The organism is Pedococcus sp. (assembly GCF_036000045.1).
Lineage (GTDB): Bacteria > Actinomycetota > Actinomycetes > Actinomycetales > Dermatophilaceae > Pedococcus.
In genome coordinates this window covers 1-14,856 of sequence record NZ_DASYGF010000039.1, presented here as the reverse complement: position 1 = coordinate 14,856, position 14,856 = coordinate 1, and the positions used below count along the sequence as shown (strand labels likewise).

Below are 14,856 nucleotides of genomic sequence, written 5' to 3'. Positions count from 1 at the left end.
GCGCCTCCCTACATGTGGTGGTGGCTGAGGGCGACGACCCCAGATCTGGGTGCCTCTGGTGTCACATGGGCCTCAGGAGCACCAGATCTGGGGTGTCGTGGCGCGCCGTTGCGGGGCTCTGACCTGCGGCGATGCAGACTGCCCAGAGAGTTTGGGCGTTCCGCTTGCGTTGTGGGTCACAGTGGGACAAGATATCCCTACATCTAGTGGTTACACCTTTGTAGTTCGTCCACATGTAGTGCACAGGGCTGGACTGGTTCTCCACACGTTGTCCCCAGCAGGTCCACAGATCCATCCCCAACCGGGGGTCCAGCCGCGTCCGTCCGAGGGAGGAGCGCCGTCATGCACTGTCCGTTCTGCCGGCATACCGACTCCCGGGTCATGGACTCGCGCACCACCGACGACGGCAGCTCCATCCGCCGTCGCCGCCAGTGCCCCGAGTGCGGTCGCCGCTTCACCACCATCGAGACCGCGAGCCTCACGGTGACCAAGCGCTCCGGCGCGAGCGAGCCGTTCAGCCGCAGCAAGGTCCTCGTGGGTGTCCGCAAGGCCTGCCAGGGCCGTCCGGTCACCGAGGACGACCTGGCGCTGCTCGCCCAGCGCGTCGAGGAGTGCATCCGCCAGCAGGGCCAGGCCGAGGTCGAGGCACATGAGGTGGGACTGGCCATCCTCGGGCCGCTGCGTGAGCTCGACGAGGTGGCCTACCTCCGGTTCGCGTCCGTCTACCAGGCGTTCGACAGTCTCGAGGACTTCGAGGCCGCCATCACCCTGCTCCGCGCCGAGCGCGAGGCCACGGGCACCGAGCCGCAGCGCGGCGAGCCCCACCGCACCGCCGGTATGCCGCCGGGCTGAGCCCGCGGCCTGCCGCACCACGAGCACGACGCACCGGCCGCTGTCGGTGCCCTTTGAGACCATAGAAACCATCACCAGGGGCTAGGGAGGCCACCAGAAATGACAGAAACCGCCGGAGCACGTGCAGGGGCCCGCAAGGGCGCCGGCAGAGGTGTCAAGGTTGAGCGGATCTACACCACCCCCGGTGTCCACCCCTACGACGGGGTGACCTGGGAGAAGCGCGACGTCGTCCAGCAGAACTGGAAGACGGGCGAGACCATCTTCGAGCAGCGCGGGGTCGAGTTCCCCGACTTCTGGTCGGTCAACGCCTCCACCATCGTCACCACCAAGTACTTCCGCGGTGCGCTGGGCAGCGACAAGCGTGAGGTCAGCCTCAAGCAGCTCATCGACCGGGTCGTGCTGACGTATGTCAAGGCCGGCAAGGACCATGGCTACTTCGGGTCCGCCGAGGACGCCGAGATCTTCGAGCACGAGCTCACCTATGCCCTGCTGCACCAGGTGTTCAGCTTCAACTCGCCGGTGTGGTTCAACGTCGGCACGTCCTCGCCGCAGCAGGTCTCGGCCTGCTTCATCCTCGCGGTCGACGACTCGATGGACTCGATCCTCAACTGGTACAAGGAGGAGGGCAAGATCTTCCAGGGCGGCTCCGGCGCCGGCCTGAACCTCTCCCGGATCCGCTCCTCCAAGGAGCTTCTCTCCTCCGGTGGGACCGCTTCCGGCCCGGTCTCCTTCATGCGTGGCGCCGATGCCTCAGCAGGCACGATCAAGTCCGGTGGCGCGACCCGTCGGGCAGCCAAGATGGTCGTGCTGGACGTCGACCACCCCGACATCGTCGAGTTCGTCGAGACCAAGGCGCGCGAGGAGGACAAGATCCGCGCGCTGCGTGACGCCGGCTTCGACATGGACCTCGGCGGCAAGGACATCACGTCCGTCCAGTACCAGAACGCCAACAACTCGGTGCGGGTCAGCGACGAGTTCATGAAGGCCGTCGAGGACGGGACCGAGTTCGGGCTGCGCGCCCGCAACACCGGTGAGGTCATCGAGACCGTCGACGCCCGCGAGCTCTTTCGCAAGATCGCGGAGGCGTCGTGGGAGTGCGCCGACCCGGGTCTGCAGTACGACGACGTCATCAACGACTGGCACACCAACCCCGAGAGCGGCCGCATCACCGCGTCCAACCCCTGCTCGGAGTACATGTCGCTCGACAACTCCTCGTGCAACCTGGCCTCGCTGAACCTGCTCAAGTTCCTCAAGGACGACGACACGTTCGACGCGGTCACCTTCCAGAAGGTCGCCGAGCTCGTCATCACGGCGATGGACATCTCGATCTGCTTCGCCGACTTCCCGACCGAGGCGATCGGCGACACCACCCGGGACTACCGCCAGCTGGGCATCGGCTACGCCAACCTCGGCGCGCTGCTCATGGCCACCGGCCACGGCTACGACTCCGAGGGCGGCCGTTCGCTCGCGGCGGCGATCACCTCGCTGCTCACCGGTGCCGCATACAAGCGCTCCGCCGAGCTCGCAGGCGTCGTCGGCCCGTATGCCGGCTATGCCCGCAACGCCGACGCGCACAAGCGTGTGATGCGCAAGCACCAGGCCGCCAACGACGCGATCCGTCCGCTCGACAGCATGGACGCCGCGATCCACCGCGCCGCCACCAAGGCGTGGGACGACGTGGTCAAGGTCGGCGAGAAGAACGGCTACCGCAACGCTCAGGCGTCGGTGCTCGCGCCGACCGGCACCATCGGCTTCATGATGGACTGCGACACCACGGGCATCGAGCCCGATTTCTCGCTGGTGAAGTTCAAGAAGCTCGTCGGTGGCGGCTCGATGCAGATCGTCAACCTCACCATCCCGCGTGCGCTCAAGAAGCTGGGCTACACGGGCGAGACGATCGAGGCGATCGTCGAGTACATCGCCGACAAGGGTCACGTCATCGACGCGCCGGGCCTCAAGCCGGAGCACTACGAGGTCTTCGACACCGCCATGGGTGCCCGGGCGATCTCGCCGATGGGCCACGTCCGCATGATGGCCGCGGTGCAGCCGTTCCTGTCAGGGGCCATCTCCAAGACGGTCAACCTGCCCGAGACGGCAACGGTCGAGGAGATCGAGGACGTCCACCTGCAGGGCTGGAAGCTCGGCCTCAAGGCGATCGCGGTCTACCGCGACAACTGCAAGGTCGGTCAACCGCTGTCCGACGGCGGCTCCACGGCGAAGGACGCCGCGGCGTCCAAGGACGCGGCGGCGGCCGAGGCCAAGGTCGAGAAGGTCGTCGAGTACCGCCCGGTGCGCAAGCGCCTGCCGAAGCGCCGCACCTCGCAGACCACGTCGTTCGCGGTCGGTGGCGCCGAGGGTTACCTGACGGCCGGCACCTACGAGTCGGGCGACCTGGGCGAGATCTTCCTCAAGTTCGGCAAGCAGGGCTCGACCCTGGCCGGCGTGATGGACGCGTTCTCGATCGCCGTGTCGATCGGCCTGCAGTACGGCGTGCCGCTGGAGACCTTCGTGGAGAAGTTCACCAACCTGCGCTTCGAGCCGGCCGGCCTGACGGACGACCCGGACGTGCGCATGGCGCAGTCGATCATGGACTACGTGTTCCGCCGCCTGGCGCTGGACCACATGGACTTCGACACCCGGTCGTTCATGGGCATCCACACTGCGCAGGAGCGCGCTCGCCAGCTCGAGACCGGCTCGTATGCCGCGACCGAGGCCGATGGTGAGTCCGAGGAGGAGATCGAGGACGAGCTGGAGAACTTCAGCCAGTCCGCCCCGGTCACCAAGGCCCCCGTGGCCAAGGCCGAGGCTGCCGCACCGTCTGCGGCGGCCGAGGTGAAGTCCGGTGCCGGCGCTGCATCCGCTCGCGAGGTCTCGGTCGAGGTGCACTCCTCCGCCGAGCTGCTCGAGAAGTTCCAGGGCATCTCCGCTGATGCGCCGATGTGCATGACCTGCGGCACCAAGATGCGCCCCGCCGGCTCCTGCTACGTCTGCGAGGGCTGCGGAAGCACCAGCGGCTGCAGCTGATGTGGTCGGTCAGGCACTGACGGTCACCAACGTCCTGAGATGAGCGGCTGACATTGGCGATTGCAAGGACGGGGTGCCCCGGAGTCTTCCGGGGCACCCCTTCCGCTGTCCCCGGCGCCTCTTGACGGCGTCCCATTCGGTGTGGACGTGTCGCGGGACATGTCGAGTCCGAGGCGACCGACCGGCGTCTCATCGCTCGTTGGTGATCAGGACCTTGATGGCGTGCTCGTCTGCTGCCCGGGTGAAGGTGTCATAGGCGTCGGTCATCTCGTCGAAGGTGAAGCGATGCGTGACGAACTTGGCCGGGTCGATGGCCCCGGAGGTGATCCTCTCGAGCAGCTCCGGAGCGGTCGTGGCGTTGACCAGCCCGGTCGTGATGGTGATGTTGTTGATCCAGTGCCGCTCGATCGGGAAGCTGACCGGCTCGCCGTGGACTCCGACGTTGGCGACGTGGCCGCCCGGGCGGATCGAGTCAAGCGCAGTCGTCAAGGTGGCGGGGAGCCCGACGGCTTCGATGGCGACGTCGACACCGAGCCCGTCTCGACTGTGCTCCTTCAGTGTCTGGACGACGTTGTCAGTGGCGCCGACGTCGACCGTGTCGGTGGCGCCGAAACCATAGGACTGCTCGAGACGGAACTTGTTGCCATCGACGGCGATGACCTTGCTGGCCCCCTTGGCTGCCGCAGTCATGATCGCGGCCAGGCCAACGGGACCGGCGCCGATGACGGCGACCACGTCACCCTGCTTCACCGTGCCATTCAGCACGCCGATCTCGAAGCCGGTCGGGAGGATGTCACTCAGCATGGTGCCCTGTTCTGCGCTGACTGCCTCCGGGAGCGGAATCAAGCCGTTGTCCGCGAAGGGAACTCGCACGTACTCGGCCTGCGTGCCGTCGATGAGGTGGCCCAAGATCCAGCCGATCCCACCGAGCGTCTGGCAATGCGAGGTCAGGCCAGCCTTGCAGTAGTCGCACATCATGCACTTGCTGATGCAGGAGATGATGACGCGGTCGCCGACCCTGACCCTCTCGCAGTCCGAACCGACCTCGGTCACCACGCCGACGCCCTCGTGGCCGAGAATCCGGCCAGGCTCAACCGCCGGTACATCCCCTTTGAGGATGTGTAGGTCTGTGCCGCAGATCGTCGTCGTCTCAACCTTGACGATCGCATCCGTGGTCTCGGTGATGGTGGGCTTGGGGACCTCGTCCCACGACATGCTCCCCGGACCGTGGTAAACGAGTGCCTTCATCGAAATCTCCTACGCCAGTGTGATCGACTCGAGATACGACCGGCAACGCCGGGTATCCGAGTCGCTACGGCGACCGTACGGCGATGGGGTCAGTGGCCCGCGGGCCTAAGGTCCCGAAGGTCCGTGGCGCGCCCGGACATGGGGCACCTCCCCAGTCGGACTGATTGCGGCCTTGTTCAAGGCCGCGGGCTGTCACGAGAACAACTGGGACCTTCGCCTCCGTTCCGGCGGCACGCGGCATACCACGCTGGACGAATGACCATTGGTGCCTCTGCCGTTGACACTCTGTACAGACCGCGGCGCGACAGGGTCGAGTTCATCGACGTGCCCGAACTGGCCTTTCTTGTGGTCCCCGGCTCTGGGGCGCCGGAGGCTCCGGCTTTCGGGGACGCCATCCGGGCTCTCTATGCGGTGAGCTATGGCGCGCACTTCCTCCTCAAGAAGCGGGTCGGCGAGGCGCCGCGGGTCATGCCCCTCGAGGCTCTGTGGTGGGTCGGTGACGACGAGCAGCAGGCTCTCGTCGCAGCAGCGATGGAAGGCGACGGCACGATGGCCGGCACGGACCGTGACCGCTGGCACTGGCAGGCCATGATCAGGCAGGCCGCGCCGATCGACGCCGACGTCGTCGCTGAATCCATAGCGCAGGCCCGTACGAAGGGTGTTCCGGCGCTTGATCGCATGGCATTTCCCACGTGGGAGGAGGGCCCCTGCGCGCAGCTGATGCACGTCGGTCCATATGCCGCAGAAGCACCCTCACTGCGGCGGCTCCACTCGGCGATCCACGACGCAGGTATGCGTGCGAGGGGGCGGCACCACGAGGTATACCTCGGCGACCCCAGGCGCAGCGCTCCGGAGAGGCTGCGCACCATCCTGCGGCAGCCGGTGGAAGCCGCCTGAGCTTCCCCCCGTCTGCGGGTCGAAGGTCCCTGTCCAAACCCTCGTCGGGGTACGAGCGTAGGTCTCGTCAGGCCCGCCATCGGATCGACGGACCGCTTCTCAAGAGAGGTGGTTGTTCACACCATGAAACGTGGAACCCATCCACAGGATTTCCTCGCCCTGATCGTCGGCGTGTATGCCGCGCTATCCCCGTTGTGGACAACCACGACGACTAAAGCGGCGACCACCATGATCGTCCTGGGCGCCATCACTGCTGTTCTGTCCCTGATCGAGCTGGTCAGGCCGGACCTGCTGTCTATCGAAGGACTGACCGCCGCGATGGGCGTGCTGTTCTTCATCTCGCCGTGGGTGATGAGCTTCTCGGACAGCCGAGGGATCGCCTGGACGGCATGGGTGGCCGGCGTGATCACTGTCGTGGTGGGTGCGGCGGACCTGCAGGTCACTCGCACACACCGGGGAGGCGCGGTACCAACGCACTGACGGACCGCGGCGCTCAAGCCCGCGAAGGCACCGAGCCTCGGCCGATACTGAGGCTCGGCAGTCTGTATCCCGCCGGGTTGACAGGGCGAGCATCGCGCAGACGCTGTCGACGTGGTGTGGCACTCGGATGGGCGTGATCGAACCGTCCAAGGGGATGGGTGACGAAGGCGTGCTGGACAATGGGCCCATGTCAGAGGCCATCCCTCCCGTCCGGCGCCCCGTCGGCCGGGCCGCGCTGTTCCTCGTTGCGGTGGTGGCGGTCACCTGGGCGGCGAGGACGCACTCGACGGACAGTGGCGGTGACCCCGGGGGATCGCGGCTGATGGTCGCGCGCCAGATCCTCGTTGCGCTGCCGCCGGGAGCGCAGGTCGCTCAGCACTCCGACGCGACGTCACGGATGGAGTCCTGTGATGGTCGCCCTGGGACGCACGGCTGGTCCGACATTGTCGTGTCATACGAGTTCACCGTCTCCGAGCCGCCGGCATCCGTACTCGCGAGCGCATCGACCGCCATGGCTCGAGCGCGGTGGACGACGACGGGACAGCTGCATTCTCCGCTGGGTGCCGGCCTGACGTGGACCAAGCCCGTGAGCTCCGGCGTGAGCGCGCGAGCGACGCTGGCGCCCGCGACCCGTGGCCTCGGGCAGCCGCCCTACTGGGACCTGTCGGCGGTGGTACCTCCAGCCGGGAAGGAAGTCTCCGGCTGCTGACCGCAGTATTCCCGCAGGCGACGAGGTGGCCCGTTCGGGCAGCGCTCGGCGGTGATCCTCGATTCCGGGCACAGAACAAGCCTCTCCACCCTAGGCTCACGTCCGGTTGAGCCAGCGGGGGAGAGGGTCGGGTATGGCTTGGGAAGGGGGGAGCGCCGAGCGCAGGGCCGAGGAGCTCGCCGAGAAGGGAGACGCGTCGGCAGGTGCTTGGGCAGCGGGTGCGGCGGGGGAGCGCCGGGTCGCGGCCGCGCTGGTCGAGCTGCCGCAGACGTGGACGGTTCTGCACGACCGTCTACTGCGTCCGGGCCAGTCGGATGCCAACCTCGACCACGTGGTACTCGGACCGGGCGGGCTCTTCTTGGTGGACGCGAAGAACCGGGCGGGCCGGGTCACCGAATGGGACGGCGGCCTGTTCCAGCACACCGTCCGAGAGGGGCAGCCTGTCACGGTCAGCCTGGCCGGGGAGCTCGAAAAGGTGCGCGGCATGGCTGCCTTCATGGCCGTCGAGACCGGTATGCCGGTGGCACCGGTCCTCTGCCTCGCGGGGGTGCATGCCGAGCAGTTCGGGGCGGCCAGCATGGTGCGCGGCGTATGGGTCGTGCCGGTGTCGCGGCTGGTCGCGTGGCTGAAGGACCGCCCGGTGACTCTCGCCCCTGATGCCTTGCCGCGAGCCGCGGTTCGTGTCATGACCGACTTTCCTTCGACCACCACGGATCTCGCCCTGTTGGCCGCCATTGGTCAAGCTGCCTCCGCTGGGTCGCCTCCCCGAGGCGCCGGTCGCAATCGGCGTGCGGGGCGCCTCCAGGCAGCCACCCGCCAGCCTGCGCCGCCACCACAGCGACGAACGTCCAGAGCGGCGCCCCGAAGGCAGCGTCGTCGAACCTCCGTCATGGGAGCAATCGCCCGAGCGGGTGCCGGGTTGGCACTCGTGGCACTCGCCTTTGCGCTTCTCCACGGGTTTACCTCGGGCCTGTCGTCCCCACTCGCCAAGGCCCTGCCGCCCAGCCTCGCTGGGGCCGTGCCGCACGGTCCTGCTGTGGCGGCTCCGGACTGTGGCAGGGTCACTGCGGCTGCCGTGACCTCAACCATCGGGCGACCGGTCCAGCCCATCGCCACGGGCCTGGGATGCGCCTGGGGCACTCGTCTCGACGACCCGAGCACGACGCTGGTGACGATCGAGCTCAGCGAGAGCCACGCGGCATACGACCTCCAGCTGGAGACCTCGGTGCGGCAGCGCCGGGTGGTCTACGGAGCAGGCCTCGACACTCATTTCCGGCCCGCGACGGCATTGTGGGTCGCCATCGGTGAGCCGATTGGTTCGGGTGCCAGGCGCGTCATCGCCCGAGCCGACACCCACGTCGTGGTCGCGACCACGGCGCTGCGTGTCTCGGACGACCGTGCCCGAGCGATGGCGTTGTCGATCGCAGCCTCGGCGAACGGCCCGTAGCCCGGCCTGCGGAACGCCCCGGTCAGGCCTCGACCGCTGGTGGCAACGTCACCCCGAACCCGGCTACCGCCAGCCGCACCAGCACCTGACCGGGCGCCAACAGGTCGACGATCCTGGCGGCACTGAGGACTTCCAGCTCAGCCAGCCTCGCGGCATACACCGACTCGCCGGCGAGGCGCGCGCGCTGGAGCTCAACCGTGTTGTGCCACACCTTCTGTCGCGCCTCGCGCAGGAACCGTTTGGAACTCAAGCGGTTCAGCGGTTGGAGCAGCCGGTCGACCATCGTCAGCGTCGACACGGCACCCAGCTCGTCGTCCTCAGCAGCGACCCGGCCGGACAGCACGCCGTCGATCCGTTCATGGTCGCGCGCGCGACGGCCCACGACCACAGGGTCCGCGAACTCCTCGTCGGTGATGACCGCCAACAGAGCCTGCGGCAGGTCGTAGTTGATGTGTGCGTTGATGCCCAGCAACACATGGCGCAACGCGGGCAGCGACGCCGGCGCGTCGAAGGCCAGCCGCCACGGCCGTGGCACCGCCTTGACACTGCGGGCGAGGTCGCCGTCCAACGCGGCGAGGTACAGGTCGGCGAACACCACATCCCACCGCTCGACCCACTCGGGGTCCTCGAACTGCGCGTCGAGGATCGCCTTGCCCACCGCCAGGGTGGTGCGGCGGTACGTCTCGAGGAACAGTCGCTGGGCCGTCCGATCGGGAGGCATCCGGACGAAGCGGGCATCCATCGCGGCGACGACTGCTGCGATGTCGCGTTCGGGCATCTGAACCCCCTGACCGGATGACCCTGCACGACTAGTATCGAGCCCAGGGCTGGGGGTTGTCAGCGGCTGCGACGGGCACCTCTGTCCGGGAAGCCAGGTGCGCCGTGCTGAGTCGCCACAGTCCCCGTCACTTCGACGCCGTCGCTCTCGGGCGCCTCGAGACCCAGGCGTGGGCGAGCTACTACCGGCACGAGTGGTTCAAGGCGTTGCGTGCGTTCGTCGGCATGATCGACCATGGGTTCGGGCTCGGGCCCTGGCTGACCCTTGTCGCCGCGTGGCACGTCCTGCGTGCGAACCAGGCATGGGCGCCCGTGCCCGTGAACGATCCCGACGCCGCACGAGCTTCGATGCTGCGGTTCTACCGCATCGTCCTCGCGCACTCGGACCTCACCTTCGACCCCACGCGCGCAGCGGAGCTGGAGGTGGCGTGGTGGCGCATCCACCGCAACCGTCAGCGTGGCGATGCCTCGGTTGACGGCGATGCTGCCTTCGGCGGCGATGCTGCGCAGCACGGGGCGGCAGCCTCCCGGGAGGAGCTCCAGAGTGCGCTCGTCGACCTCTACACGCACGTCTACTCGGCGCCTCGGGACGAGATGCGCGAGGCGGCTCGGTGGCGTGCGGAGGCGATGGACCTGTCCGATGCGTGGGTGGCGGACGGGTGTGACCTCGCGGACCCGCAGCTCGCCGCCGAGCGCCGGGCCCTCGTCGGGTCCTACTCGGCCTTGTTGGCCGCCGTGTCACGGGTTCGCGCATGAACCGCGACGACCGGGTCATCGTCTCGACCCGGGCGCTGTCGGCGTTCATCGCGCCCTTCCTCCTCGTCGCGTTCGTGCTGCTCTACGGCTTCCCGGGCGACACCGCGCACCTGTGGGCCTGGCCGATCCATTCGCACATGACGTCGATGCTCCTGGCCTCCGCTTACCTCGGCGGGTGCTACTTCTTCCTGTACGTGCTCCTGCGCGAGCGGCGCTGGGCCGCGGTTCGATCAGGCCTGGTCTCGGTCGCCCTGTTCGCGACCCTGCTCGGGATCGCCACTGTGCTCCATTGGGGCACCTTCACCCATGGCTCCCCGGCATTCTGGCTCTGGGCGGGCCTCTACCTCGTCGCGCCATTCCTCGTGGTGGGGGTGTGGCTCGCCAACCAGAGGTATGCCGGTCAGCCGGCTCCCGATGCCCCTCGCCTCGGGCGGGCGTCGCGGCTGGTGGTCGCCGGCGTGGGCGGTCTGGCTCTGGTCACGGGCATCGGGATGTTCCTCGCTCCGGCCCGAGTGATCGGCGTGTGGCCGTGGCCGCTGACTCCGCTGACCTGCCGGGTGGTCGGCGCGACGTTCTGCCTCGGCGCGGCCGGTCTCGGGGTGTTGGCCGACGACCGCTGGGCGGCCGTCCGGCTGATGCGCCAGGTGCAGCTCGTCATGTTCGCCCTCATCCTCGGGGCCGTCGTGCGGGCCCGGCACGAGTTCCTGACCGACCGTCCCCTGACCTGGGTCATGGGCGTGGGCTTCGTCGTTGTTTTCGCCGCGTCAGCCGCGTCGGCCGTGCGGGGCTCGGGCCATCAGGCGGACCGGGGGAGGCACGCGACGCCGCGGCGCGTACGCGGCATACGACCCGAATTGCACGAACCGTCCTCAGGGTCAGCCCTGAACCGTCCCTGATCCTGCCCACGCCGGACCCGAAAGTCATTGTTCCGCATCGGAGATGCGGCCTACGGTGGCCGAGAGGGCACCTGCAGGACGTGCAAGACCGCAAGCGGAGAGGCAACGGAGAATGGCGCAGACCCAGATCGGAGATGTGGGCCGGCTCGCGCGGTTCCCCTCCTCACGGTTGACCAAGTGGTTCGTCCTCGGGTTCTGGCTGCTCGTGCTGGCCGCCTCGTTCGGGCCCGCGGGCAAGCTGCAGGGCGTGCTCAACAACGAGGCGGTCGCCTGGCTGCCGGCGAACGCGCAGTCGACCCAGGTGGTCAAGCAGATCGAGGCGTTCCAGAGCAAGAACGAGTTCCCGGGAGTCATCGTCTACGAGCGCCCCTCCGGCCTTACCCCGGCGGACTTCCGGGCGGTCACGGCGCAGGTGGCGAAGTTCAACACCCTCGCGCCCGTCCGCAAGGCAAGCGTCGGTCCCATCCCGTCGCAGGACGGCAAGGCGCTCCAGGTGATCGTCCCCGTCGATGCAGGTAACGCCGGGTGGAACTCGCTCTCCGCGACTGTCAAGGATCTGCGGACCATCGCCAAGGACCGGCCTGCCGGGTTGTCGATGCAGGTCACGGGCCCGGTGGGGCTCGCGGCGGACTCGTCTGCGGCGTTCTCGGGGATCGACGGCAAGTTGCTCTACTCGGCCATGACGGTCGTGATCATCATCCTGTTGCTGACGTACCGCAGCCCCGTCCTCTGGCTCATCCCCGTGGTCTCGGCGGGCACGGCGCTCTTCGTCGCCCAGGGCGTCATCTACTTCCTCGCCAAGGGCGACACCCTGACCGTCAACGCGCAGAGCTCGGGGATCCTCACGGTCATCGTGTTCGGTGCGGGCACCGACTACGCCCTGCTGCTCGTCGCCCGCTACCGCGAGGAGCTGCGCCGGCACGAGGACCGGCACGAGGCGATGGCGTTCGCCCTCCATCGCGCCGGCCCGGCCATCTTCGCCTCGGGTGCGACCGTCATCGCCGGCATGCTCTGCCTGCTCGTCGCGACGATGAGCTCCACCAAGGGGCTCGGCCCGGTCGCCGCCATCGGCATCGCCGTCGGCCTGCTCGTCATGCTGACGCTGCTGCCCGCGCTGCTGGTCGTCTGCGGCCGCTGGATCTTCTGGCCGGTGCGGCCGTCCTATGGGTCGGCCGACCACACACGCGACGGGGTCTGGGCGCGCATGGGGTCTCGCATCGCGCGGGCCCCACGCCGCACCTGGGTCGTCACCACCCTGCTGTTGGCGGTGGCGTCGCTCGGCATCCTGCAGCTCAACGCCGTCGGTCTGCAGAACAAGGACTCGTACTACGGCACGCCCGAGTCCGTCGTGGGTGAACAGGTTCTGGCCAGGCACTTCCCGGCGGGCGCCGGGTCACCGGTCCTGGTCCTGGCCAACGCCGCCCAGGCAAGCTCCGTCAAGGCCACTCTGCAGCGCGTGGACGGCGTGGCCTCGGTCACCGGTCCCGTCACCAAAGGCGGTCGTTCTCTGATCCAGGCGACGCTCACCGGCGCCCCCGACTCCGACGCGGCGACCCGGAGCATCGACCGGATCCGCAGCGCGATCGCTGCGGTCCCCGGAGCCCACGCGATCGCCGGCGGTGACACGGCCACCCGCGTGGACACCATCCGCGCGTCTGCAGATGACAACGTTCGGATCATCCCGCTCATCCTCGGCGTGGTGCTCCTGATCCTGGTCCTGCTGCTGCGGGCGATCACCGCGCCGCTGGTCCTCATCGGCACTGTGGTGCTGTCGTACGGAGCGGCTCTGGGGCTCTCGGCGCTGGTCTTCCGGCACGTGCTCGGTTTCGCGGGGGCCGACTCCTCGCTGCCCCTGTTCGTCTTCGTGTTCCTCGTGGCTCTGGGGATCGACTACAACATCTTCCTCATGACGCGGGTTCACGAGGAGGCGAAGGAGATCGGGACCCGCCGTGGCGCCCTCGTCGGCCTCGCGGCCACGGGCGGCGTGATCACCTCCGCAGGCCTCGTGCTCGCCGGGACGTTCGCAGTGCTGGGGACTCTGCCGGTGGTCGCGTTTGCGGAGATCGGCGTGGCGGTGGCGCTGGGCGTCCTGCTCGACACGCTGGTCGTCCGTTCGGTACTCGTGACCGCGCTCAACCTGGAGTTGCGGGGGCGTATGTGGTGGCCGGGCGCACTCGCCGCGCGTGACGCCTTGCTCGAGACTGCGACTCCGACCGGGGCCGAGGAGGCGGGCGAAGAGCCCGCGGGGGAGGGGGCGCTGGAGCCCGCTCACTGAGACGGACGAGCCGGTGACGTATGCAGCGGGGTCGAGCCCGGGGCGGCGAACCGGTGGGTTCGGAGGCTGGGGTGGTCCGCCGGCTTCAGCCCACAGCGGATCCCTCTCCACAGCCTGAGCACTCGAGCACATCCTGGCGCGCGCACCCTGTGGATGATCGGCCCCAAGATGGCGTCACTGACGCACCAATGATGCACAGGTGCCCCAGCCATCGGTGGAGTGTGGTGACAAGGTCCCGGATGCCTTTCACCGCAATGGAATTCGTGGAGCGCGAGCCCGCGGCCGCTGTCAGTGCTTCCCCCTACGTTTCTGACATGGCGATCGCGCAGGAGCATCCTCGGCAGGACGACAGTCCCCGCCGCCCCGTGCTCCACGGTGCTCAGGTCGCCTTGGCGGGTCTTGCGGAGGCTGAGCCGGAGCGGGTGTGGGCCTTGTCCGATGACGAGGTCCGGGTGGCGGCCGAGGCGCTGGCGCACGTCCTGACCGCGGCGCAGAGCGCCATGGTCAGAGTCGTGGCTGAAGCGCGCCTTCGCGGCATCAGCACCTCGGGCGGGTGGGGCGCCTTGGACTGGGTGCGGTCGGTGGCGCCGCTCATGTCCGAGCGGACTGTGCGGGATGTGGACGTCCTCGCTGCTGCTGCCGACGAGCCGCGGCTGCAGGGGGTCGTGGAGGCTGTCGGCCAGGGTGCTCGGCCGGTGGAGGAGGGCGTTCGCCCCCTGCCGGTCGGGAAGGCCGCGCAGATCGTGCGGTTCCATGCCGGGGTGCGTGGGTTGGCCGACCCCACGATCTTGCAGGAGACCACCGCGACGCTGGTCGAGAGCGCACGTGGCGCAGACGGGCTGTCGGAGCGCGATCTGGCGGTCGCTGTGCGCTACGCCGGGGACCTGCTGCGTCCGGACCGGTTGGTCGAGGACGAGGCGGCGGCCCGGCGAGCGATGCGGTCGCTGGTGAAGGGCGCGGGGCCGTTGGGGATGTGGCGGTACACATTGCTGCTGGACGAGGAGGGTGCGGCGGTGGTGGATGCGGCGGTGGACGCGTTGGCCAAGCCGGAGCCTGATGCGCAGACGCATGAGCCTGACCAGCGCACGCCCGCAGCTCGACGGGCGGATGCCCTCGTAGAGCTGGTTGCGCGGGCAGTGTCCGCGCCTGAGGGCGTTCCCCGTCAAGCCAAGACGAGCCTGGTGGTCACTATCGGCCTCGAGGTGCTGTCAGCTCGGTGCCGCGGCGCCGCTCTGACCTCAGCGGGCGAGATGCTCACGGCGGGCACCGTGCGCAGGCTCGCGTGCGATGCGCAGGTCGTTCCCATGGTGCTCGGGGCCGACGGCGAGATCCTCGACCAAGGCCAGGCGGTCCGGCTGTTCACCCCGGCCCAGGTCAGGCACCTGTGGATGCGCGATCAGCGCTGCACCTTCCCGGGTTGTTCCAGGCCTGCGGCCTGGACCGACGCACACCACCTGATCCACTGGGCCGACGGTGGACCAACCGACATCGCGAA

12 protein-coding genes are annotated in these 14,856 nt (G+C 68.6%); 10 read left to right on the top strand and 2 right to left on the bottom strand.

Annotated elements, in window-relative coordinates:
• Positions 1-342 precede the first annotated feature (342 nt).
• Complete coding sequence (nrdR, locus tag VGN50_RS06885) at positions 343-852, top strand: transcriptional regulator NrdR (protein ID WP_327443973.1); 510 nt, start codon at positions 343-345, stop codon at positions 850-852.
• A gap of 99 nt (positions 853-951) precedes the next feature.
• Positions 952-3,876: a vitamin B12-dependent ribonucleotide reductase gene (locus tag VGN50_RS06880; protein ID WP_327443972.1), complete on the top strand. Its 2,925-nt coding sequence runs from the start codon at positions 952-954 to the stop codon at positions 3,874-3,876.
• A gap of 189 nt (positions 3,877-4,065) precedes the next feature.
• On the opposite strand, the gene VGN50_RS06875 is transcribed toward VGN50_RS06880, so the two are convergent.
• Positions 4,066-5,124: an alcohol dehydrogenase catalytic domain-containing protein gene (locus tag VGN50_RS06875; RefSeq protein ID WP_327443971.1), complete on the bottom strand. Its 1,059-nt coding sequence runs from the start codon at positions 5,122-5,124 to the stop codon at positions 4,066-4,068.
• Between the two features lie 138 nt (positions 5,125-5,262).
• Here VGN50_RS06875 and VGN50_RS06870 point away from each other — a divergent pair, with 138 nt between their 5' ends.
• From VGN50_RS06870 to VGN50_RS06855, 4 genes are all read left to right on the top strand, one after another.
• Positions 5,263-6,021 (top strand): GyrI-like domain-containing protein, encoded by a 759-nt coding sequence (locus tag VGN50_RS06870; RefSeq protein ID WP_327443994.1) that lies wholly within the window; start codon positions 5,263-5,265, stop codon positions 6,019-6,021.
• Between the two features lie 123 nt (positions 6,022-6,144).
• The gene (locus VGN50_RS06865; protein ID WP_327443970.1) at positions 6,145-6,501 is read left to right on the top strand and encodes an SPW repeat protein; all 357 of its coding nucleotides are present in this window, start codon (positions 6,145-6,147) and stop codon (positions 6,499-6,501) included.
• Between the two features lie 187 nt (positions 6,502-6,688).
• A complete protein-coding gene (locus tag VGN50_RS06860) occupies positions 6,689-7,210 on the top strand; it encodes a hypothetical protein (RefSeq protein ID WP_327443969.1) in 522 nt (173 codons plus the stop codon).
• A 133-nt stretch (positions 7,211-7,343) separates the two neighbouring features.
• On the top strand, positions 7,344-8,657 hold the full coding sequence (locus tag VGN50_RS06855; RefSeq protein WP_327443968.1) for a nuclease-related domain-containing protein: 1,314 nt from the start codon (positions 7,344-7,346) through the stop codon (positions 8,655-8,657).
• Positions 8,658-8,679: 22 nt separating this feature from the next.
• On the opposite strand, the gene VGN50_RS06850 is transcribed toward VGN50_RS06855, so the two are convergent.
• On the bottom strand, positions 8,680-9,435 hold the full coding sequence (locus tag VGN50_RS06850; protein WP_327443967.1) for a DUF5995 family protein: 756 nt from the start codon (positions 9,433-9,435) through the stop codon (positions 8,680-8,682).
• 104 nt (positions 9,436-9,539) lie between these two features.
• On the opposite strand from VGN50_RS06850, the gene VGN50_RS06845 reads away from it, so the two are divergent.
• The 4 genes from VGN50_RS06845 to VGN50_RS06830 all read left to right on the top strand — a co-directional run.
• A complete protein-coding gene (locus VGN50_RS06845; protein WP_327443966.1) occupies positions 9,540-10,190 on the top strand; it encodes a hypothetical protein in 651 nt (216 codons plus the stop codon).
• Positions 10,187-11,086, top strand: coding sequence for a hypothetical protein (locus VGN50_RS06840; RefSeq protein ID WP_327443965.1), 900 nt, complete (start codon positions 10,187-10,189; stop codon positions 11,084-11,086). The genes VGN50_RS06845 and VGN50_RS06840 overlap by 4 nt, the downstream gene beginning before the upstream one ends.
• Before the next feature lie 112 nt (positions 11,087-11,198).
• Positions 11,199-13,361, top strand: coding sequence for an MMPL family transporter (locus VGN50_RS06835; RefSeq protein ID WP_327443964.1), 2,163 nt, complete (start codon positions 11,199-11,201; stop codon positions 13,359-13,361).
• Between the two features lie 314 nt (positions 13,362-13,675).
• On the top strand, positions 13,676-14,856 hold a 1,181-nt coding region (locus tag VGN50_RS06830; RefSeq protein ID WP_327443963.1), incomplete at its 3' end, for an HNH endonuclease signature motif containing protein.

What these genes read in the sequence shown, in the direction of transcription:
- nrdR (WP_327443973.1), top strand. Translation starts at nt 343, where the DNA reads ATGCACTGTCCGTTCTGCCGGCATACCGACTCCCGGGTCATGGACTCG.
- VGN50_RS06880 (WP_327443972.1), top strand. Translation starts at nt 952, where the DNA reads ATGACAGAAACCGCCGGAGCACGTGCAGGGGCCCGCAAGGGCGCCGGC.
- VGN50_RS06875 (WP_327443971.1), bottom strand. Translation starts at nt 5,124, where the DNA reads ATGAAGGCACTCGTTTACCACGGTCCGGGGAGCATGTCGTGGGACGAG.
- VGN50_RS06870 (WP_327443994.1), top strand. Translation starts at nt 5,263, where the DNA reads ATGGGGCACCTCCCCAGTCGGACTGATTGCGGCCTTGTTCAAGGCCGC.
- VGN50_RS06865 (WP_327443970.1), top strand. Translation starts at nt 6,145, where the DNA reads ATGAAACGTGGAACCCATCCACAGGATTTCCTCGCCCTGATCGTCGGC.
- VGN50_RS06860 (WP_327443969.1), top strand. Translation starts at nt 6,689, where the DNA reads ATGTCAGAGGCCATCCCTCCCGTCCGGCGCCCCGTCGGCCGGGCCGCG.
- VGN50_RS06855 (WP_327443968.1), top strand. Translation starts at nt 7,344, where the DNA reads ATGGCTTGGGAAGGGGGGAGCGCCGAGCGCAGGGCCGAGGAGCTCGCC.
- VGN50_RS06850 (WP_327443967.1), bottom strand. Translation starts at nt 9,435, where the DNA reads ATGCCCGAACGCGACATCGCAGCAGTCGTCGCCGCGATGGATGCCCGC.
- VGN50_RS06840 (WP_327443965.1), top strand. Translation starts at nt 10,187, where the DNA reads ATGAACCGCGACGACCGGGTCATCGTCTCGACCCGGGCGCTGTCGGCG.
- VGN50_RS06835 (WP_327443964.1), top strand. Translation starts at nt 11,199, where the DNA reads ATGGCGCAGACCCAGATCGGAGATGTGGGCCGGCTCGCGCGGTTCCCC.